Raw genomic sequence first — 19,404 nt, 5'->3', positions numbered from 1 at the left:
ACCAATAGCTATAAACTCTATGAATACATTTCTGAATATCTCAGAAATTCGACAAGTGTATGTGCAACAAAGTAATTTTGTTACTCTATCAAATATTTCATATAATGAATATGAAATAGGAGATTTGTCTATTGAACAGAAACTAATTCATTTATTTCATGAATTAGAAAAAACTGTGGATGCGCAATACATTGTTTCTGAGCGGTTTTATCCAAATCGAATGAGTGAAGAATTTGGTTATGCAAACAATGAATATGTAAATATTGTTCAAGTGAATAAAAATTTCTTGAATGAGAATCATTTGCCAATCGACTATGTGTACTCTTTTTCTGAAGATAAATTAACTGTTCATCTCCCTGACAATATTAATCAAGAAAAAGCAAAAAAATTCGTCCTTTTTTTGATTGCAGATTATCTGCATGAACTCATTTCGGATGAAATAAATTTAAATCATTTAGTGGAATTTAAACAATATCCCGAAAATAACGTTACTTTTTTTTCGGAGAATATAGATATGATGGACATTGAACAAGGTTTTATAAAAAATCCAATTATCATATGTCTGAGTAATCCGTTTTTCACTTTATCAAATAGTAGACTTCAAAATGCTGCTATTTATAATCCGTTGAGAATCGAAAATAATGATGAGAATCACTTAAAAATAAATAATGCCATTCGGAATAATGAATTAGATGGAAATAATCTGATATTTCAAAATGTATTAGATACTGGATATTCCGAAATTTTTCAAATGACTCTATCTGAGGTAAGTATTTTGTTGGTTGCCATACTCTTTTCGATTTTGGTGAGTGTATTGGCTTCATACTATATCGTACTCACTATCTTACTATCAAGACAAAAACAAGTGAGTGTGCTGAAATTGTTAGGCTACTCTTTTCATCAAATATATAAAGATGAGCTTTTTTATTTTGGATTAATTTATCTATTTGGAATGATTGAACTGCTTGTGTTAGAGAGAAGTCTTTCCTCGTTGGTCATGTATGCAGTTCTTACTTTCATCGATTTTGCCATTATCTTTTATCTAGTTATCAAGTATGAGAAAAAAAATATAGTTCATATATTAAAAGGAGCTGACTAATTTGCATTTGGAACTTAAGGATTTGAGAAAAGATTATGGATTGAAAGGAATTTTTAGAAATGTAAATATGCAAATACATGAAGGAGAAATGATTGCAATTACGGGACCTAGCGGCTGTGGAAAATCTACACTTTTAAATATTATTGGTTTGATAGAAGCTTATGATGAAGGACAATTATATTTATTTGGGGAAAAAGCACCACGTCCGAATAGCAGAGCTGCAAATCAATTTATCAGAAAACATATTTCTTATCTCTACCAGAACTATGCCCTAGTAGAATATTTAACTGTTGAAGAAAATTTAAGAATGGCCTTAAAGTATGTTGAAAAATCTAACTATGCGAAAATTGATATGATGAAGTTGACACTGGAAAGCGTGGGTTTATATGATTGTCTTAAAATGAAAATTTGTGAGTTATCGGGTGGAGAGCAACAGAGAGTTGCCATAGCAAGAGCAATTTTAAAACCTTGCGATATAATCCTAGCTGATGAGCCTACAGGTTCTTTAGATGATAAAAATCGAGATAGCATTCTTGCTATTTTGAAATGGATAAACAAGCAAGGAAAGACAATTTTAGTAGTTACGCATGATGCTGAGGTTGCTCGTAATTGTTCTAGATCAATACGCATGGGACCTATGGACCAAAAAAAGTTTGAGGAGTAGACTGATAATGTTTAGCAGAAGACTTAAGTTTCATTTGATATTCGGCATGATTTTAATCCTTATCATTGGTATTTCATATCTTACTTATAGCATTGATACTCTGAATAGATTTTATCCTTTTTTACCTGTGCAAACAGGCTATGCAATTCTCCCCCAAGATGTTACCTACAATAATGGACAAATATACAAAGTTGATACACATGAACGGCAATTTCCTGATCCGTATGTCAATATGAGAGTTGTTAATAAAGATTCAGAGGATGTACGTGTCTTGACTTTTAGTGGTGGTCAATCTCCGGAGGGAAAAAATTTTGCTGAAGTTCAATATAAACTAAATTATGTGTATGAAATTCATTTTATATACTGGGAGCAAATTCCTGAACATATTCAAAAAAAGTTGGAAAATATAAATATTGAGCAATAATAATAGATATTATTAATATTACGAAAAGACAAATCTCTACTTTGAAACTATTTAAATCACAGAACTAATTATTTAGTATAATTTTTTTAAAGTTCCTTTAGTTATTTTTATCAAAACCGAGAAAGTGCTTACTTTTTATTCGCAATCCCATGATTTTTTCGGTAGAATAGACATAAGAATTGGAGGGATTTTCAATGACAAAAATCTATCAATCAGTCAATGAACTGGTGGGACATACACCTATCGTCAAGTTGAACCATATCGTGGCAGAGGGTTCTGCCGATGTCTATGTAAAATTAGAATTTTTTAATCCAGGGGGAAGTGTCAAGGATCGAATCGCATTAGCGATGATCGAAAAAGCTGAAAAAGATGGCGCTCTTAAACCCGGAGATACGATCATTGAACCGACATCAGGAAATACGGGTATTGGCTTAGCGATGATTGGAACAGCGAAAGGCTATCGTGTTGTATTGGTGATGCCAGAAACAATGAGTATCGAACGGCGCAAAATCGTTCAAGCATATGGGGCTGAATTGGTATTGACACCAGGATCAGAAGGAATCACAGGTTCAATCAATAAAGCCAAAGAAATTGCGGCCCAAGATGGCTACTTTATGCCACTGCAATTCGACAATCCATCAAACCCGGAAATCCATGAAAAAACAACGGGGAAAGAAATTGAAGATGCCTTTGAATCGAAAGGCTTAGATGCCTTTGTAGCAGGTATTGGTACTGGCGGAACCATTACTGGTGCTGGTAGAGAATTGAAACGTGTATATCCAGAATTGAAAATATACGGTGTTGAACCAGCCGAATCAGCAATCTTGGAAGGTGGCCAACCGGGTCCCCATAAGATCCAAGGGATCGGTACAGGCTTTGTGCCAAAGGTATTGGATACCGATATTTATGAAAAAGCCATTGCTGTCTCCAGTGATGATGCAATGGAAACGGCACGTGCCGTGGGACGTCAAGAAGGTATTTTAGTCGGCATTTCTTCGGGTGCTGCGATCCATGCGGCTTTGCAAGTAGCCAAAGACTTAGGTCCAGGCAAGAAAGTCTTAGCAATCGTACCGGACAATGGTGAGCGCTATCTATCTACAGCATTGTATCAATTTGAGGACTAGATAGCAGACAAAAAGCAGGCAAATGATTGCCTGCTTTTGTTTTCCATAAGAAAAGGCCGCATGGAATGATAAATTTACGAAAAGACCTGAAAAATAAAGGAAAGCTGTTTGAATTTTTGTTATTTACATAGTATGATAGGAAAGATAAGAGAAATGGAGGAACTCCTGTGAGTACGATTTATGATGAAGCTATCAAAACGCTCAAACACGAGAATATTCGTATTACACCGCAGCGAGTCGCTATTTTAGAGTTTCTAGCCAGCCACGATGCCCATCCGACCGCTGAGGAGATTTATCGCGCGATCGAAGTACATTTCCCTGGTATTAGCGTCGCGACGGTCTATAATAATTTAAGGTTATTTACGGAAATCGGTTTCGTCAAAGAGATGAATTATGGTGATTCATCTAGTCGCTTTGATTTTACGACAGAACAGCATTATCATGCGATTTGTCAGAATTGCGGCAAAATCGCTGATTTCTATTACCCGGGATTAGAGGATGTTGAAATGGCTGCCTCTAAGTTAACGGGCTACCAAGTCAATACCCATCGTTTAGAAGTTTATGGACTATGTCCAGATTGTAAAGGAGAGAATCAATCATGAAAATTATCTCAACAGATCAAGCTCCACAAGCGATCGGCCCTTATGTACAAGGCAAAATCGCAAATGGCTTTTTATTTGCTTCGGGACAGATACCATTGGATCCTGTGACAGGAGAAGTGGTCGGCACCACAATCGAAGTCCAAACACAGCAAGTTTTGAAAAATATCCGCGGGATTTTAGAAGCCGCTGATTTGACGCCGGATGCAATCGTTAAAACCACTTGTTTCCTTAAAAATATGAATGATTTTGTGCCATTTAATAATACGTATGCAACATTGTTTGATCAAACGCTGCCGGCTCGGTCTGCGGTAGAAGTTGCCCGCTTACCGAAAGATGTTTTGGTAGAAGTTGAAATCATTGCTGCTGTCGAAGCGTAAATAAAAAAAGTGTATGGGACGGACGCTTTGGCGCAGTCCCTTTTTTGATGAACCAATCGTTGATTGATCACCAAAAGCCTATGAATAGAAAAGAGGAATTTCAGTGATTTCGTTAGAAGATTACTTAGCAAAAGGACAAACGACGATTTCTAATATGCTGCTGGATCATTATCGTCAGCTTGGTCTGTCCAATGACGAATTTCTATTATGGCTGCAATTGTTCCGTTATCATGAACAAGGGAATGATTTTCCTGACTTGCGTGATATCGCCGAAATCATGGGCAGTGACCAGAAAGAAATCTATCATTGGCTCAATCAGTTGTTGAAAAAAGATATTATCAAACTTGATGCCAAAAAAGATCCTTTCGGCAAAATGACCGATTATTATGATTTTTCCGGCATTTATGGCCGGCTTGACGCCTTGTTGAAACAACAAGCTCACAAACAAGAAGCGCAATCCAATGAAGAAAAAATACGCAATCTTTACCAACTATTCGAAGGGGAATTTGGCCGTCCGCTGTCAGCCATCGAATATCAACGGATTAGTCAGTGGTTGGAAGATGATCATTATCAACCAGAGTTGGTCCAATTGGCATTGAGAGAAGCTGTCTTGAATCAGGCCTATAGTTTGAATTATATCGATCGTATCCTGCTTTCTTGGGAACGCAAAAATATCACATCAAAGGCTCAGGTCGAAGAAGAACAAAAGCGCCGTAAAAAGCAATTCCTGCAAAAAGATTCCCTGCAGCAAGAAGAGGGACCAACACCGAAAATACCGATGCATAATTGGTTAGAAGGCGAGTAACGAGAATTAAGAAGAGGAGTGGCCAAAGGGAAAATGATCAGTAAAGAAAAAACATTACAAGCTGTAGAAACCATGTTCGAGATGTTCCCAGAAGCTCATGGCGAGTTGGTGTCAAAAAACCCTTTTGAAATGCTGATTGCTGTAATTCTCAGTGCGCAAGCCACGGATGTATCGGTCAATAAGGTAACACCGGCATTGTTTGCGGCCTATCCAACGCCTCAAGCATTAAGTGTGGCCCCAGTCGAAGAGATTATGGAGAAAATCAAGTCGATTGGCTTGTATCGCAACAAAGCCAAAAATATCAAGGCCTGTGCTGGTGAACTCTTGCTGCGTTTTGATGGGCAAGTCCCGCAAACCAGAGAAGCACTCATTTCTTTGCCTGGCGTGGGTCGCAAAACAGCGAATGTGGTGATGGGGGATGCCTTTGGTGTACCAGCGATTGCCGTTGACACCCATGTTGAAAGAGTCTCAAAAAGGTTGCGTATCTGCCGCTTAGACGCCAATGTGGTCGAAGTAGAGCAGACATTGATGAGAAAGATTCCCGATACTTTATGGGTCAAAACACATCATTCGATGATTTTCTTTGGTCGGTATCACTGCACGGCGCGGGCGCCTAAATGCGAGGTCTGTCCCTTATTATCCATGTGTCAAGATGGCAAGATACGTATGAAAGCAAAAACCAGCAAATCGTGATCGATTTGCTGGTTTTTTGTTATTCGTTGGTATTCTCGCTGCCTTCAGGCGGCGTTGGCGGTGCAGCTGATTCACTATCATCCGAAGAAACGGGTGTTTCTTCACTACTGCTTGGTGTCGTCTCAGGTGTTGAGGAAGCGGGTGCTTCTTCACTGCTTGAAGACGAAATCGATTCTTCAGAAGAGCTAGATTCAGTTGATTCAGAAGTCTCAGAAGAAGGTTCTGATATTTCTGAAGATGGGCTGCTGTAACTGCTGGTTGATGAATAGCTAGGCTGAGTATAGGTGCCAGCAAGATACAATTCATTGCCGATTCGGGTCAAACCATCCGGCATTGTCCAGTCAGTATTCTCGACTGAAGATGAGACATAACGCATCAATTCACGATAGACATCAGACGCAACATGGGTACTGCTATCTGTGATGGGTGTCATTTTATCATTGTACCCTGTCCAGACAGCCAGTGAATATGATGGCGTATATCCAGCAAATGTGATATCTGGATAGGCACCATTTGACGTATCTAACTGCGCTAACTGATCATCTGTGTAATTAGAGGTGCCCGTTTTACCAGCTTGATATAAGCCGTCGATTTGAGCGTTAGTCCCAGTTCCTTGAGAGATAACATCTTTCAGGATGTCAGTTACCATGTAGGCCGTTGTATCATCCATTGCTTTTTCGCCAGAGACTGTAAATGAGTCTTCATCTTCCGTACCATCTTGATAAACGATTTTATTGACGTATTGTGGTTCATAATAAGTCCCGCCATTGGCAAATGCCGCATAAGCAGCGGATAATTTCAAACTGGAGATCCCGTATTTGGTTCCGTCGATTTTGTCCGTGTTGCTGGAAATGGCATTCGATTGCGTGATTGCGTTGTATTCAATCCCTAACCCTTGCAGGAATTCGCTGATATTGTCCGCGCCGACTTCTTCAAATAGTTTTGCGGCTGGTACATTACGTGATTGGGTCAACGCAGTACGTAAGGAGATGTTGCCCATGTATTGGCGATCCCAGTTATAGATAGGGATGTCTGTGCCGATATAGTTGTAAGGCTCATCAAGAATCGTTCGCCCTGTAGAATTTTCTAAATATTGGAAAGCAGGACCGTAATCTGTGATTGGTTTGACAGTGGAACCAAAATCTCGCGTCACATTGACAGCCAAATTGTTTCCTAGTACGGCATCATTGTTCCGGGCGCCGATTTGAGCAGTGACTTTTCCTGTGTTGACATCGATCAATGTAGCAGCAACTTGCATCTCATCATCTGGATAATCAATGTAATCTCCAGAGTTGACGATATCATACAGTCGTTTTTGGGCATCAACATCGATATTGGTATAAATATCTAATCCATCGGTATATACATCTTTACCGGTTTTTTCTTTGACTTCGGCAATCACTTCATTGAAATAATTGTCAAAATACTTCCATTCTTGATTGTCATCGTTGATATCCTGTAATCCTTCTTGGATATCTTCTGCAACGGCGCTTTCATACTCATCTTGGGTGATTTTTTCATTATCTAACATTGCTTTTAGGACAACATCCCGACGGCTCTTGGCGTTCTCTGGATTGACATATGGATCAAATGCAGAAGGAGCATTTGGTAATCCGGCGATCAATGCGGTTTGCGCCAGATCAAGTTCATCTAAGGATTTGCCATAGAATTTTGTAGCTGCAGTCTGCATCCCATATAATCCATTGGACATGTAAACCTTATTGATGTAGTAAGTCAAAATTTCTTGTTTGGATTTCGTTTGTTCCAAACGTACCGCCATCCAAGCTTCTTGCGCTTTGCGTCGTAGTGTTTGGTCTTCAGCATTGGTAGAGAAGAAAGACAACTTGATCAATTGCTGCGTCAAGGTACTTCCTCCTTGCATTCCACCAGTCTTCGCATTGGAAAGGGCAGAGCCGACGATCCGAATCGGATCGACCCCGATATGTTGATAAAATCGTCGATCTTCAACAGAGATGATCGCATCTTCCAGCAATTGCGGGATTTCATTGGCGGTGATTTTCTCCCGTGTTTCACTGCCAAATTCAGTGATCAGCTCACCATTGGCTGCATAAAAGCGAGAAGAGACAGTTGAATCTAGTTTTGTCTGATCTAATTCCGGGGCATCTTTGGCGTACCACCAAAACAAGCCCATTCCAGATAAAATCGCTACACAACCTAAGAAAAATAAGCCCATGAAGATTTTCAGCAATATACTGCCAATGCTGGATTTTCGTTTACCTTTGTTCTTGGGCGTCTTATTTTTGCCTAACCCTTTTGAATCGTGTCGATCGGTTCTCGAACGGGATTCATTTGCCATATCAATCATTCTCCTTTATTGTTAAAAATGAATCAACTGCTTCAAGATAGGGGATCCGTGGGGCGATTTTTGGCTTGATCTCAATTCCTATATCTTCGATATAAGCGAGTGATAAAGACTTTTTACCCGTACTATCTTGTAAATACCATTTTTCGATCAGTGACCGACTGTCTAAAAAAAAGCAGCGTTGTAAACTGGAAAACCACAATAAAACGAAACAGAGTCCGTTTTGTTCAAGACAGTTTTCCATATGTTTGATTTGGTGCAGGTGGAAATTTTTAAAGGGAAATGACGTTTTGTTTTGTGTCTCTTTCGCTTCAAAATCAATATAGTGTCCACGATACACACCATTGTAGTCAGTAGTGGAGGCTTCACGGAAATACGCTTCTTTGATGACAGCTGCACTTCGTCGTGGGTAATCCACTTTAACGATTTGAATGGGTGTTGGTTTTTTATGGATGACCGCAATCTGTCGATTGAGGTAATAGAGGTTGCTTTCATTGATGGCCTCTTCAAAACGCATGCCGCGATTGGCATATGTTTTGGGCGGCAATTGTTTTTCTTGCATATTTTGTTTTTTCCCACCATCATAAACACCAGATTGACCATTTGGGTAACGAATGACCATGTTATTCACACTCCTAGGCAACATTATACCAAAAAAAAAGTTGGAAAGAAAAGAGGGGGCAACCTAAACAATGAAAACCTTATACTTTACTGGGTATCGAAGCTATGAGATCGGTGTGTTTCAAGCAAAAGACCCGAAAGTCAAAGTCATTAAGAAAGTCATAAAAGAAGCAATCGTCAGATACATTGAAGAAGGATTGACATGGATTTTGATCAGCGGCAATCTTGGCGCGGAGTTATGGTGCGGGGAATTGATGGCGGGTTTGAAGGTCGACTATCCTGAGATCAAATTTGGCATCATCTTTCCTTTTGAAGGGTTTGGCGAAAATTGGAATGAAGCCAACCAAGAAGCACTGCAGACGGCGAAGGCGTTTGCTGATTATGTAGATGCGACTAGTCATCAACCTTACAAAGATCCTAGTCAGTTGCGCAATCATACTGCTTTCTTGCTACAGCACACAGATGGCGCATTATTATTATATGATGAAGAGTTTCCTGGAAAAACCAGCTATTTTTTGAAAGATGCACAGGCATTTAGCCAACAACAACCCTACATAATCGAGCAAATAACAATGGATGATCTGCAAAATGCAACATTTGATGGGAATTGATAGTAATTTACTTTGATTTTCTGGTTTTTTTTGATAGAATGGTTTAGAAAGTGAAAACCATTTGGAATAAACAATGAGGTGTAAATAATGGCAAATTTGATTTATAGTCCGAAAGATATTCTGCAACAAGAATTTAAAACAAAAATGCGCGGATATGATCCAGTTGAAGTCGATGAATTTTTAGATAACATTATTAAGGATTACGAAAACTACAATAAAGAGATTTTGGCGTTGCAAGAAGAAAATGATCGCTTGAATGCAAAAGTGGATCAATTGTCTAAGAACCAAGCAATCGCTTCTCGTGTGCAGCAAGAGGCACCGAAGAGCCAAACTGTTACAAACTTTGATATCCTTAAACGTTTGTCAAATCTTGAAAAAGAAGTCTTTGGCAAAAAATTGGATCGTGAACCAGAAACAGCAACACGGTCAAACACGTCTTACAACAGCAATTATACAAATGCTGATCTTGAAGATGACAATGAGAAGACCCGTCAATTTTAGACAATAATGATGGTTGTGGTTTTCGGGTAATTGCGGCATAACTCGATTATGCTGAGGAAAGTCCATGCTCGCACAAGCTGAGATGCTTGTAGTGTTCGTGCCTAGCGAAACCATAAGCTAGGGTACTTGAGAAAGTAACGGCAGGAAAAATGGCTAAGGTGCAAGCTATGCCAAAGTATCCTTGAAAGTGCCACAGTGACGAAGCAAGCCGGGAAACCGTCTTGGTGGAACGCGGTAAACCCCTCGAGCGAGCAACCCAAACAACGGTAGGGGCGCTTTTTGCACGGAAATGAACGGAAGCAAGAAGGCAAGTAATTGCAGATAGATAATTACCCAATATTTTCTTCTCCCTGAGGAAGATATGGACAAAACATGGCTTATAGAAAACCACAACATATCAGGGAATCCTTCCAGCAACGGAAGGTTTTTTTATACCAAGAAGGAGCTATTTATGACTGAAAAAACATTTAACTGTATCGCAACTGCTGCCAGCGGTTTGGAAGCATTAGTAGGAAAAGAATTACGAGATCTGGGCATTGACTGTGAAGTTGAAAATGGCCGTGCACGTTTCAAAGGGACTATGGAAACGATTGCGACAGCCAACCTTTGGCTGCGGACCGCAGACCGGATCAAAATCATTGTCGGGGAATTTGATGTCTTGACCTTTGACCAGCTATTTGAATCGGTCAAAGCACTGCCATGGGAAGACTTTTTGCCTCTCGATGCGGAATTTCCAGTTGCCGGTAAATCAATCAAATCGAAATTATTCAGTGTACCAGACTGTCAAGCCATTACCAAAAAGGCAATCGTCAATCGGTTGCGGGATGTCTATCATCGACCAGCAAGTGTGCCATTAACGGAAACAGGCGCGTTCTTCCAATTAGAAGTCGCATTGCTAAAAGATCATGCAATCATTACATTAGACACCACAGGTCCAAGTTTGTTCAAGCGGGGCTATCGTCTTGAAAAGGGCGGTGCACCGCTAAAAGAAAATATGGCTGCTGCATTAGTCATGCTGACGAACTGGCACAAAGACAAACCTTTTGTCGATCCGGTCTGCGGATCAGGGACATTGTGTATTGAAGCTGCATTGATCGGTCACAATATCGCACCAGGGTTTAATCGTGAATTCGTGTGTGAATCATGGGATTGGTTCCCGGCTTCTGTCTTTGAAGAGGTACGCAAAAAAGCGGATGAAGCTGCCGACTATGATGTGGTTTTAGATATTACTGGATCAGATATCAATGGACGGATGATTGATATTGCCCAACGCAATGCCGAAGAAATCGGTCTTGGTGATTCAATCGTCTTCAAACAACAAGCTGTCAAAGACTTCAAAACTGCGAAAGAATATGGTGTGATCGTGGCCAACCCGCCATATGGCGAGCGATTGGGGGAAGAAGAATCCGTTCAACGTTTGTACAAAGAAATGGGGCAAGCCTTCCGTCCGTTGAAGACTTGGAGCAAGTATATCTTGACCAGCGATTTGACATTTGAAAGCCACTATGGTGAAAAAGCAACCAAAAAACGAAAATTATATAATGGTGCGATCCGGACTGATTTGTTCCAATATTGGGGCCAACGTCCGCCGCGCAAAAAGGAGCCAATCGAATGAATGAACAAACCTTTCTGAAAGAATTGAAAGAAATCGATCTTTTGCGCCAAGCAATGGGTATCTTAGAGTGGGACAATCAAACTGGCATGCCGGAAGCCGCTAGTGAATACCGTAGTGAAGTTGATAGTTATCTTTATGGGCTATACTTCGAGAAAAAAATCGGCGCACCAATCAAAGAAGCCATTGAATACTTTGGTACGCATCCTGAAGAATTATCTGAAGTGGGACAAGCCGCTTATACTTTGGTCAAAGAAGAGTACGAATTGCAAAAAGATGTGCCGCAATCATTGGCGATCGAGGCTTCAGCAGCAACGTCTAGAGCCCACACCGCTTGGTTAAAAGCACGGAAAGAAAAAGACTTTGGTTTATTCAAAGAAGCATTGTCTGAAAATATTCGTTTGACCAAGGAAATGATTCCTTATATGAAAAAGAATGAACTGACAGATTATGACGTTCTATTGAATCAATATGAACCGAATATGACAGTAGAGATTCTTGACAATGTCTTCTCACAAGTAAGAGACGGTATCATGGATATTCGTCGTCAACTAGCTGAAAAAGGGACCGCACCTGCAACTACGATCCTTTCTCGTAAAATGACAGAAGCGCAGCAACGAACATTCATATCAAAGGTCATTACTGACTTGGGCTATGACTTTAATCGGGGGCGTTTGGACAATACGGTGCATCCTTTTGCTACTGGTATCAATCACAATGATGTGCGTTTGACCACCCGCTGGAATGAGCACGACTTCTCTATGGGCTTGTTTGGTGTGATTCATGAAGCCGGGCATGGAATGTACGAGCAAAATATCGATGAAAAATACCAAGGTACCCCCGTCCATGAAGGTGCTTCAATGGGGATCCACGAATCACAATCCCTGTTCAATGAAATTATTATCGGCAGCAATCGGGCTTTTTGGCAAAAACAATTTCCATTTTTCCAAGCATGTGCGGAAGGCACCTTTGATGATGTCTCGTTTGATGAATTCTATGACTCATTGAAACATTCTCAAGCAAGCTTGATCCGGATCGAAGCCGATAGTTTGACCTATGTATTACACATCATTATTCGCTATGAAATCGAAAAAATGATTTTCAATGATCAAGTAGCGGTAGAAGATCTGCCACAAATCTGGAATGACAAATACGAAGAATACTTAGGTGTTCGTCCTGAGAATGACTTAGAAGGTATTTTACAAGATGTCCATTGGTCAGGTGCCAGCTTTGGTTACTTCCCATCTTATGCATTGGGGTATATGTACGCTGCGCAATTGCTTCAGGCGATGCAAAAAGATGTGGCTGTTGATGACGTTTTGGCTTCAGATGATTATTCGCCGATTCGTCTTTGGTTGACAGAACATATCCACCAATTTGGCGCATCAAAGAAACCAAATGAATTGATTTTAGATGCTACGGGTGAGTTGTTGAATCCACAGTATCTATTGGATTATTTACGCAAGATCTACTTTGCTGTTTATAAAATCAATGACTAATTGATCATACTATACATCAATTGCGAAGAACCTGAACGGTTGTGGATAGAGACTTGTCACCATCAAAGTCAATGCCCAACAGACAGGTTCTTTCTTTGAGCTGTGAATAAAGGAGCCGAATATGTCGAATATACCTGAAAAGAACCAACCTAATCTAGACAAAGTCATCGGATATGCCAAACAAGTCCTCTCAAATGATTGTACCGGTCACGGTTTTGATCATGTCAATCGTGTGGCAAAACTAAGTCAAACCATCATTGATGAAGACCATTTGACAGTTGACGCCTTTGTTGTTCAAGTCGCCGCCTATCTGCATGATACCGTCGATGATAAAGTGGTTACTGATGTGGCGCAAGCTCAGCGAGAAGTCAACGCTTGTCTTCTGACAGCTGGAGCCAGTGCCTTTCAGATCGATCATATCTTCACGATCATCGACAACCTTTCTTTTTCGAAAGAATTGCTGCAAGGGGCAGAGGTCGACACATTAGAAGGAATCATCGTGCGTGATGCGGATCGTTTAGATGCGCTTGGGGCAATCGGGATCATGCGGACGAGCTACTTTGGCGGCAGTCATCAACACCCGTTGCATCTCCCAGATCTTGCACCTAAAGACTTCACAGATCATGCGGATTATCGAAAAGGGACCACAGTCATCAATCACTTTTATGAAAAGTTGTTTTTATTACCTGGAAAAATGCATACGGCTTATGCCAGAAAAGAAGCGATGCGTCGCATGGCATTCATGGAAGCTTTTTTGAAAGAGTTTTATGCTGAATGGGATGTGTAACAACGGTAACAAATTTTAGGGTTTTTTAATCTGTAACCCGATTATTTCCATTTTTCTCGATCCTTGCCTATAATGGTATGAAAGGAGGGATGGAAATGTATTATCAACAAGCACTGCAACCCAATGAATTGTTGCCTGCACTTTCTGACTCTGGAGAATGTTTATTTGTTATTCGGGCAGAATTGCCATTGCGGCCTTATGAAGTTGCAGTTTATCGCTACGATAATCAGTACTTCTTGCTCCAAGATGAAGCGCTTTTTGCGCAAATTGATCAAATTGCCAATGAACAGTTAGGCGATGAAGAAGATATTTTGCCATTCATTGAAGAAGCGCTAGAAGACAATCATTATATTCTAGTGGAAAAAGCCTTTATACGCTTAGATTTGTCCACATTACAAAAAATGAAAGATTTGGAATACGTTGATATCTTGTTTTATGAATTTATCGATTCATGGGGTGATGAATAATGAAACGCACAGAGTATATGACGATCAAAGATCCCAAATTTACTACATTATTTCAATCATTAGGCGAAGATATATCTAATCTAGAATTGATTGATGAGGAGAACAACATTGATGTTATCGTTTTAGCAAATAGTGATTGGCAATATCTCTTGGCGCAACTAGACGATGAAGTCAAAGCGTCCTTTATTGAACAAGACGAAACATCATTTGATGGTGCTTCAGATGACATGTAACCTGTATTGAATAAACAGATTCACCAAAAAACAACTAACCTCTTTTGCCGGTTAGTTGTTGTTTTGTGTCATGCCAAGCTATCATTGTGTCAGGACTTGTTTATTTTGTTCTCAACCGTACTGTCCGAACCTTTTGATACCCCTGATAGAGATGGATCAACATCAAGATGATTCCGATCACAAAGGGAATCAACAGCAGGTAAGGTGAGTAATGAATTGTTTCTTGCACTTGATCGAATGAGGTTTTAGCCACTTCATTCCATGCGAGTTGTAAGACCTGCAGACTAAATCCCGTCATAAATCCTGCAATGATGAATAAGCCGAAACCTAAGTAAGGAATCTGGGCGGAACGTTGAAAAAGTGCAAATGCTACATATAATAGCAGCAATAAGCTAGGCACGCCGAATGAGAAGTAAGGATGTAACATAGTATTTTCGACCTCCTTTTTTCTTTATCATACGCCAAAACGGTTGTTTTGGGAAATACAGTGCCATATTTTATTTTCAAAGGAGTTTGTTATGTCAGCTTATATTGGTCCAATCAAAATCGCCTTATTGGTTTTCCCTTTTTTGGCTCTAGGGATCTCATCGATTTTCTTTGTTAGACAATACCGGAAATACGGTCGTTTCTTATGGTCAAGAGCCCTCATTTTGTATTCATTTGTTTTCTATTTGTTGTGTGCTTACTTTCTCGTGATTTTGCCACTACCTTCTATTGAAGCGGTGGCGCAAATGACGGGTCCTAGGATGGAGTGGCAGCTAGGGGCTTCTTGGATTCATTTTCTGCAACAAACAGTCTTAGATATCCATGATCCTGCCACGTATCTACCTGCACTCAAACAAGGCGTGGTCTTAGAACCGCTCTTCAATTTGTTATTGACTGTCCCATTTGGCATCTATTTGCGTTATTACTTTAACTATTCCTTCAAAAAAACGCTGCTGCTGTCATTTTGTTTGACCCTATTTTTTGAACTGACACAATTGACCGGATTGTATTTTATCTATCCTCGTTCTTATCGTCTTTTTGATGTCAATGATTTATTCGTGAACACATTAGGCGGGGTTCTTGGCTGGCTGGTTGCGCCGATCTTTACCTTCTTGCTGCCATCAAGAGAAGAAATCGATGCGGCATCTTATGCACGAGATACTCGTGTGACCATGACCCGGCGCTTTTTTGCTTGGGCTATCGACTGGCTGTGTCTATCGGTCTTCAGTTCGACGCTATTGCTAGTTTTGACGTTGATCAGGCAACAGGAAATACGGGACTTCACAGGTGACTATTGGTACTTTGCTGTAGAAGTCTTGGTGTATTTTGTTTTGATTCCTTATCTGACGGAAGGACAAACCCTTGGTAAAAAATTGGTGCGCATCAGACTGATGCAAGAAGGACGCCAACGTATCAGTATGTCTGCTTTATTTGTCCGTTACGGATTGTTTTATCTGATTTATGCCAGCATCAGCCGAATCAGCGGTATTTTTACCCCGTATCTCCAATCTGATACACAACTGCTGCTTCTGGTCAGCTTGATGATGGTTTTGCTTTTTGGTCTGTTGCAACTCGGCTTTTACCTAAATCTATTGTGGACAGCCGTCAAAAAAGAACCACGTTTCTTTTATGAGAAAAGAAGCAAAACCTATACGATAAGTACAGTCCAAGCAAAAGAAGGTTAGGAAAATAGGCTGAATTATGCTATAATTCTAAAGATGTTAAAAGAAAGAAGGTGTTTGAATGTCTTTTGAGTCATTTAAATTTCAACCATTTATTTACGAAGCACTTGCGGAAAAGCAATTCGCGACACCAACAGAAGTGCAAGCAAAATTGATCCCAGTTATTCAAAAAGGCCGCAGTGTTGTCGGACAATCACAGACAGGGAGCGGTAAAACCCACACATTTTTACTTCCTTTGATGGATAAAATCGATGCCAGCAAAGATGAAGTTCAAGTCGTTATCACGGCACCAAGTCGTGAATTAGCAGTACAAATCTATCAAGCAGCCAAACAAATCGGCGGTTTCCATGATCCTGAGATCAGAGTGTCAAACTTTGTTGGCGGTACGGATAAAAAGCGCCAATTGGCCCGTTTAGAACATCAACAACCCCATGTCGTTATTGGCACGCCTGGCCGGATTCTTGACATGATCAATGAGCAAGCCTTAGCGGTACATACTGCACAAGCCTTTGTCGTTGATGAAGCAGATATGACATTAGATATGGGATTCTTGGCGGAAGTTGATCAAATTGCCGGACGTTTGCCAGCCAAATTACAAATGCTGGTTTTCTCTGCGACGATCCCTGAGAAACTGCGCCCATTTTTGAAGAAGTATATGCAAAATCCTTTGATTGAAGAAATCAAAGCCAAAGCGGTGATTTCTGATTCAATCGAAAACTGGTTGATTTCAACCAAAGGCAAAAACAAAAACAAATTGATCCACCAAATTCTGACGACAGGTCATCCTTATTTGGCTATCGTTTTTGCGAATACCAAAAGCCGGGTGGACGATATTGCGGACTATCTGAAGGGGCAGGGCTTGAAAGTGGCCAAGATCCATGGCGATATCAGTCCGCGAGAACGCAAGCGCATCATGCGCCAAGTGCATGATTTAGAGTTCCAGTATGTGGTAGCAACAGATTTGGCTGCCCGCGGGATCGATATTGAAGGAGTTTCCCACGTCATCAATGCCGAGATTCCGGCTGATCTAGATTTCTTTATTCATCGCGTTGGACGAACTGGCCGCAACCATTTATCTGGTACGGCAATCACGTTGTATGATCCAGCAGATGAACAAGCGATTCAAGCGATTGAAGATTTGGGTGTGACCTTCCAGCCCAAAGAAGTCAAGAATGACGAAATCGTCGATACTTACGATCGAAACCGACGGACCAAACGGGAAAAATCCCGGGATGAGTTGGATCCAACCTTGATCGGTTTGGTGAAAAAGAAGAAGAAAAATATCAAACCAGGCTATAAGAAAAAGATTCAATGGGCTGTTGATAAAAAGAACAAAGAGAAACGCAAAATCGAACGACGCCAAACCACTCGAACGGCTCGTAAGAACAAGAAGAATTCGAATAGTTGATCAAATACGATTAGCCCTTGGAGAGTCAATCTCCAAGGGTTATTTTAGTTGTTTGGCCATCTTCACACAAGAAATGCCATCCTCTACAAAAGGGTCAGAAGTGATGTGGTAACCGCAAATTACATAGAAAGCGTGGGCACTGATCTCAGCTGTCAACTCGGATCGTTCGGCGCCGTCGTGCATGCTCTTTCTTCCAAATAACCCAATAAGCGCTGACCATAGCCTTGGCGGCGATAATCTGCAGAAACACAGAAACGGTCGGGTTGCAAAACACCAGCTCTTTCAAATTGATAGCGTACAGTTGCGATGGGCTGATGATTCTCTACCCAAAGATAGTAGGGACAGGTTTGGTCTAAATCATCAAATTCTAACGCAGTAGGAATCTGCTGTTCTTCAACAAATACACTTTGTCGTAATGCGTAGACTTGTGCTTGCAACCATGGGCTGCGTCCAAAATAAAGCATATCTTTTTTCCCTCCAGATTCGTGGTATACTCTAGTTATAGTAATTGTAGCAGATGAGAGGGGATATGACGTGGAGTTTTTTGACGCATTGCAATGGAACAATTGGAAGAATTTGCCGCTGGAGGTCAAGAAGCAATTGATTCAGCAGATGTTAATGTACTTTGTGAGCCCTTTGAAAGAAATCACTGATCTCCATGTGGTGAACTATGCTTATGCGGGCATCAAATGCGAGACATTTCGAATGACGATCGATGATGAAGACTTTGTATTTGTACCAGGAACATCTGAAGCTATTTTGGGCTGGGATCTTGGTGTTCAAGGGTTGCCTTTATCTAGTTGGGGACTATCGTGGCCATCATCGAATGAAACCGCTGCGGGTTTGGCTGCTGCTTACGGCTTTCAAAACGAACAAGATTGGTCTGATTATGTCAATGAATCGACGAGTCCACTACGCAAAAGGTCGATTGCCCCGATGTTGGTTCAATGCCACGCGCTGCCGGTAGGCACTACATTCGTTGGTGTCCTTGATACGGTCACTGCAGAATTTCACGGCAACGTGGAAGCCTACAACCTGTTTGCGGAAGATGTGCAAGCAAACTTTCAGATGCCGATATCTTTTGAAGAAAGTCTGGACTATGCATTGCCGGAATCGATTCTGGAAGAGAACCGCTATTTCGCGGAATTACATCCTCTGACTGGTAATTATTTGCTATATACCCATCAGCAAGTATCACAAAAGACGTTGCAAACGCAGTTGCACAAAGAAGGTTTCGTATTGCTGTCAGAAGATCAGTGGGAATATTGCTGCGGTGCAGGAACAAGACGACTTTTCCGCTGGGGGAATGAGAAAACCTGTGGAGATGGTATGACGCTGCCTGCTGAAGAATTATTGGCGCCCAATATGTTTGGTTGTACATACGGATTAGCCAATGGCTGGGAACTGACAGATGGTTTATCTCTAAAAATGGAGAAGTGGTCGACTTGCAGCCATTCATTATTAGATGCTTTGCCATACGCCACATATTATCGCTCACGCAGGATCTTACAGCCGGAAAAAATCCTTTCCTCTATAGATTATCGTTACCGCAAAGCGATTTTGATTGAAAAAGACCGCATCTAAGGATTGACTTTTCCGAGATCTTTCCTTATACTTTGAGTGATAAAGGATATCGTTGGTTTGGTGTTGCATCACAGAAAGTTTTTCAGTGCTGAGAGAAAAACATGTGCCCGGCTGAATGGCTCCCTTTTCTTGATTTTCAACAGCAATGTTGACGCGTACTCAGTGTTAGCGAGTCTAAGAGGTAATGAGTTACATCATTGCAAGCAAGGTGGTACCGCGTGTAGACGTCCTTGTTTTTGCAATGGTGTTTTTTTGTCTTTTTAGACAAGTGCGCAAGCATCAAAAAAGAGGCATCAGCAAGCA

General features: G+C 40.8%; 23 protein-coding genes and 1 other RNA gene. 19 read left to right on the top strand and 5 right to left on the bottom strand.

Features of this window, described 5'->3' with window-relative positions; genetic code table 11:
- The 8 genes from A5886_RS07990 to nth all read left to right on the top strand — a co-directional run.
- A partial coding sequence (locus tag A5886_RS07990) for a bacteriocin-associated integral membrane family protein (RefSeq protein ID WP_218776636.1) occupies positions 1-1,099 on the top strand: 1,099 nt, incomplete at its 5' end.
- Position 1,100: 1 nt separating this feature from the next.
- Entirely contained in the window at positions 1,101-1,763 is a 663-nt protein-coding gene (locus A5886_RS07985; RefSeq protein ID WP_256926180.1) for an ABC transporter ATP-binding protein, read from the top strand.
- Between the two features lie 7 nt (positions 1,764-1,770).
- Positions 1,771-2,187, top strand: a complete 417-nt coding sequence (locus A5886_RS07980; protein ID WP_086274465.1) for a hypothetical protein — start codon at positions 1,771-1,773, stop codon at positions 2,185-2,187.
- 194 nt (positions 2,188-2,381) lie between these two features.
- On the top strand, positions 2,382-3,311 hold the full coding sequence (cysK, locus tag A5886_RS07975; RefSeq protein ID WP_086274464.1) for a cysteine synthase A: 930 nt from the start codon (positions 2,382-2,384) through the stop codon (positions 3,309-3,311).
- Positions 3,312-3,478: 167 nt separating this feature from the next.
- Positions 3,479-3,913 (top strand): Fur family transcriptional regulator, encoded by a 435-nt coding sequence (locus tag A5886_RS07970; RefSeq protein ID WP_086274463.1) that lies wholly within the window; start codon positions 3,479-3,481, stop codon positions 3,911-3,913.
- Positions 3,910-4,290 carry a RidA family protein gene (locus A5886_RS07965; RefSeq protein WP_086274462.1) on the top strand — a complete coding sequence of 127 codons (381 nt, stop codon included), beginning with the start codon at positions 3,910-3,912 and terminating at the stop codon, positions 4,288-4,290. Before A5886_RS07970 ends, A5886_RS07965 begins: the two co-directional genes overlap by 4 nt.
- Positions 4,291-4,393: 103 nt before the next feature.
- The gene (locus A5886_RS07960) at positions 4,394-5,095 is read left to right on the top strand and encodes a DnaD domain protein (RefSeq protein ID WP_086274461.1); all 702 of its coding nucleotides are present in this window, start codon (positions 4,394-4,396) and stop codon (positions 5,093-5,095) included.
- Positions 5,096-5,128: 33 nt separating this feature from the next.
- The gene (nth, locus tag A5886_RS07955) at positions 5,129-5,788 is read left to right on the top strand and encodes an endonuclease III (RefSeq protein ID WP_086274460.1); all 660 of its coding nucleotides are present in this window, start codon (positions 5,129-5,131) and stop codon (positions 5,786-5,788) included.
- 19 nt (positions 5,789-5,807) lie between these two features.
- Here the strand turns inward: nth and A5886_RS07950 are convergent, their stop codons facing one another.
- Both A5886_RS07950 and recU read right to left on the bottom strand, forming a co-directional pair.
- Positions 5,808-8,105, bottom strand: a complete 2,298-nt coding sequence (locus A5886_RS07950) for a PBP1A family penicillin-binding protein (RefSeq protein ID WP_179190006.1) — start codon at positions 8,103-8,105, stop codon at positions 5,808-5,810.
- A gap of 1 nt (position 8,106) precedes the next feature.
- On the bottom strand, positions 8,107-8,733 hold the full coding sequence (gene recU / locus A5886_RS07945) for a Holliday junction resolvase RecU (protein WP_086274458.1): 627 nt from the start codon (positions 8,731-8,733) through the stop codon (positions 8,107-8,109).
- 70 nt (positions 8,734-8,803) lie between these two features.
- On the opposite strand from recU, the gene A5886_RS07940 reads away from it, so the two are divergent.
- The 8 genes from A5886_RS07940 to A5886_RS07905 all read left to right on the top strand — a co-directional run bounded on the left by A5886_RS07940 (position 8,804) and on the right by A5886_RS07905 (position 14,442).
- Positions 8,804-9,343: an SLOG family protein gene (locus tag A5886_RS07940; RefSeq protein ID WP_086274457.1), complete on the top strand. Its 540-nt coding sequence runs from the start codon at positions 8,804-8,806 to the stop codon at positions 9,341-9,343.
- Positions 9,344-9,430: 87 nt separating this feature from the next.
- The gene (gene gpsB, locus A5886_RS07935; RefSeq protein ID WP_086274456.1) at positions 9,431-9,844 is read left to right on the top strand and encodes a cell division regulator GpsB; all 414 of its coding nucleotides are present in this window, start codon (positions 9,431-9,433) and stop codon (positions 9,842-9,844) included.
- Between the two features lie 18 nt (positions 9,845-9,862).
- Positions 9,863-10,229: RNase P RNA component class B (gene rnpB, locus A5886_RS07930), an RNA gene on the top strand.
- 66 nt (positions 10,230-10,295) lie between these two features.
- A complete protein-coding gene (locus A5886_RS07925) occupies positions 10,296-11,459 on the top strand; it encodes a THUMP domain-containing class I SAM-dependent RNA methyltransferase (protein ID WP_086274455.1) in 1,164 nt (387 codons plus the stop codon).
- Complete coding sequence (locus A5886_RS07920; RefSeq protein ID WP_086274454.1) at positions 11,456-12,955, top strand: carboxypeptidase M32; 1,500 nt, start codon at positions 11,456-11,458, stop codon at positions 12,953-12,955. The genes A5886_RS07925 and A5886_RS07920 overlap by 4 nt, the downstream gene beginning before the upstream one ends.
- Before the next feature lie 121 nt (positions 12,956-13,076).
- Complete coding sequence (locus tag A5886_RS07915; RefSeq protein ID WP_086274453.1) at positions 13,077-13,742, top strand: HD domain-containing protein; 666 nt, start codon at positions 13,077-13,079, stop codon at positions 13,740-13,742.
- A gap of 89 nt (positions 13,743-13,831) precedes the next feature.
- Positions 13,832-14,209: a hypothetical protein gene (locus A5886_RS07910; RefSeq protein WP_086274452.1), complete on the top strand. Its 378-nt coding sequence runs from the start codon at positions 13,832-13,834 to the stop codon at positions 14,207-14,209.
- Positions 14,209-14,442, top strand: coding sequence for a hypothetical protein (locus A5886_RS07905; protein WP_086274451.1), 234 nt, complete (start codon positions 14,209-14,211; stop codon positions 14,440-14,442). Before A5886_RS07910 ends, A5886_RS07905 begins: the two co-directional genes overlap by 1 nt.
- Before the next feature lie 100 nt (positions 14,443-14,542).
- Here the strand turns inward: A5886_RS07905 and A5886_RS07900 are convergent, their stop codons facing one another.
- Positions 14,543-14,869 (bottom strand): hypothetical protein, encoded by a 327-nt coding sequence (locus A5886_RS07900; RefSeq protein WP_086274450.1) that lies wholly within the window; start codon positions 14,867-14,869, stop codon positions 14,543-14,545.
- 91 nt (positions 14,870-14,960) lie between these two features.
- Here A5886_RS07900 and A5886_RS07895 point away from each other — a divergent pair, with 91 nt between their 5' ends.
- Together A5886_RS07895 and A5886_RS07890 are read left to right on the top strand one after the other, a co-directional pair.
- Positions 14,961-16,112, top strand: a complete 1,152-nt coding sequence (locus A5886_RS07895) for a VanZ family protein (RefSeq protein WP_086274449.1) — start codon at positions 14,961-14,963, stop codon at positions 16,110-16,112.
- Between the two features lie 58 nt (positions 16,113-16,170).
- On the top strand, positions 16,171-17,517 hold the full coding sequence (locus A5886_RS07890; protein ID WP_086274448.1) for a DEAD/DEAH box helicase: 1,347 nt from the start codon (positions 16,171-16,173) through the stop codon (positions 17,515-17,517).
- 39 nt (positions 17,518-17,556) lie between these two features.
- On the opposite strand, the gene A5886_RS16225 is transcribed toward A5886_RS07890, so the two are convergent.
- A complete protein-coding gene (locus tag A5886_RS16225; protein WP_256926177.1) occupies positions 17,557-17,700 on the bottom strand; it encodes a GNAT family N-acetyltransferase in 144 nt (47 codons plus the stop codon).
- A complete protein-coding gene (locus tag A5886_RS07885) occupies positions 17,670-17,981 on the bottom strand; it encodes a GNAT family N-acetyltransferase (protein WP_256926176.1) in 312 nt (103 codons plus the stop codon). The genes A5886_RS16225 and A5886_RS07885 overlap by 31 nt, the downstream gene beginning before the upstream one ends.
- 70 nt (positions 17,982-18,051) lie before the next feature.
- Between A5886_RS07885 and A5886_RS07880 the strand changes: the two genes are divergently transcribed.
- Positions 18,052-19,101 carry a DUF7278 family profilin-like fold-containing protein gene (locus A5886_RS07880; protein ID WP_086274447.1) on the top strand — a complete coding sequence of 350 codons (1,050 nt, stop codon included), beginning with the start codon at positions 18,052-18,054 and terminating at the stop codon, positions 19,099-19,101.
- Positions 19,102-19,404 lie beyond the last annotated feature (303 nt).

This window comes from Candidatus Enterococcus testudinis (assembly GCF_002140915.1).
GTDB classification, from domain to species: Bacteria; Bacillota; Bacilli; order Lactobacillales; family Enterococcaceae; genus Enterococcus_D; species Enterococcus_D testudinis.
Note: the sequence above shows the minus strand (reverse complement) of the source record. Positions and strands in the feature narration are given on the sequence as shown.

Excerpts from the sequence above, each read along its gene's own strand:
- A5886_RS07980 (WP_086274465.1), top strand. The coding sequence starts at position 1,771 with ATGTTTAGCAGAAGACTTAAGTTTCATTTGATATTCGGCATGATTTTA.
- cysK (WP_086274464.1), top strand. The coding sequence starts at position 2,382 with ATGACAAAAATCTATCAATCAGTCAATGAACTGGTGGGACATACACCT.
- A5886_RS07965 (WP_086274462.1), top strand. The coding sequence starts at position 3,910 with ATGAAAATTATCTCAACAGATCAAGCTCCACAAGCGATCGGCCCTTAT.
- nth (WP_086274460.1), top strand. The coding sequence starts at position 5,129 with ATGATCAGTAAAGAAAAAACATTACAAGCTGTAGAAACCATGTTCGAG.
- A5886_RS07950 (WP_179190006.1), bottom strand. The coding sequence starts at position 8,105 with ATGGCAAATGAATCCCGTTCGAGAACCGATCGACACGATTCAAAAGGG.
- recU (WP_086274458.1), bottom strand. The coding sequence starts at position 8,733 with ATGGTCATTCGTTACCCAAATGGTCAATCTGGTGTTTATGATGGTGGG.
- A5886_RS07940 (WP_086274457.1), top strand. The coding sequence starts at position 8,804 with ATGAAAACCTTATACTTTACTGGGTATCGAAGCTATGAGATCGGTGTG.
- gpsB (WP_086274456.1), top strand. The coding sequence starts at position 9,431 with ATGGCAAATTTGATTTATAGTCCGAAAGATATTCTGCAACAAGAATTT.
- A5886_RS07925 (WP_086274455.1), top strand. The coding sequence starts at position 10,296 with ATGACTGAAAAAACATTTAACTGTATCGCAACTGCTGCCAGCGGTTTG.
- A5886_RS07920 (WP_086274454.1), top strand. The coding sequence starts at position 11,456 with ATGAATGAACAAACCTTTCTGAAAGAATTGAAAGAAATCGATCTTTTG.
- A5886_RS07915 (WP_086274453.1), top strand. The coding sequence starts at position 13,077 with ATGTCGAATATACCTGAAAAGAACCAACCTAATCTAGACAAAGTCATC.
- A5886_RS07910 (WP_086274452.1), top strand. The coding sequence starts at position 13,832 with ATGGAAATGTATTATCAACAAGCACTGCAACCCAATGAATTGTTGCCT.
- A5886_RS07905 (WP_086274451.1), top strand. The coding sequence starts at position 14,209 with ATGAAACGCACAGAGTATATGACGATCAAAGATCCCAAATTTACTACA.
- A5886_RS07900 (WP_086274450.1), bottom strand. The coding sequence starts at position 14,869 with ATGTTACATCCTTACTTCTCATTCGGCGTGCCTAGCTTATTGCTGCTA.
- A5886_RS07895 (WP_086274449.1), top strand. The coding sequence starts at position 14,961 with ATGTCAGCTTATATTGGTCCAATCAAAATCGCCTTATTGGTTTTCCCT.
- A5886_RS07890 (WP_086274448.1), top strand. The coding sequence starts at position 16,171 with ATGTCTTTTGAGTCATTTAAATTTCAACCATTTATTTACGAAGCACTT.
- A5886_RS16225 (WP_256926177.1), bottom strand. The coding sequence starts at position 17,700 with ATGCACGACGGCGCCGAACGATCCGAGTTGACAGCTGAGATCAGTGCC.
- A5886_RS07885 (WP_256926176.1), bottom strand. The coding sequence starts at position 17,981 with ATGCTTTATTTTGGACGCAGCCCATGGTTGCAAGCACAAGTCTACGCA.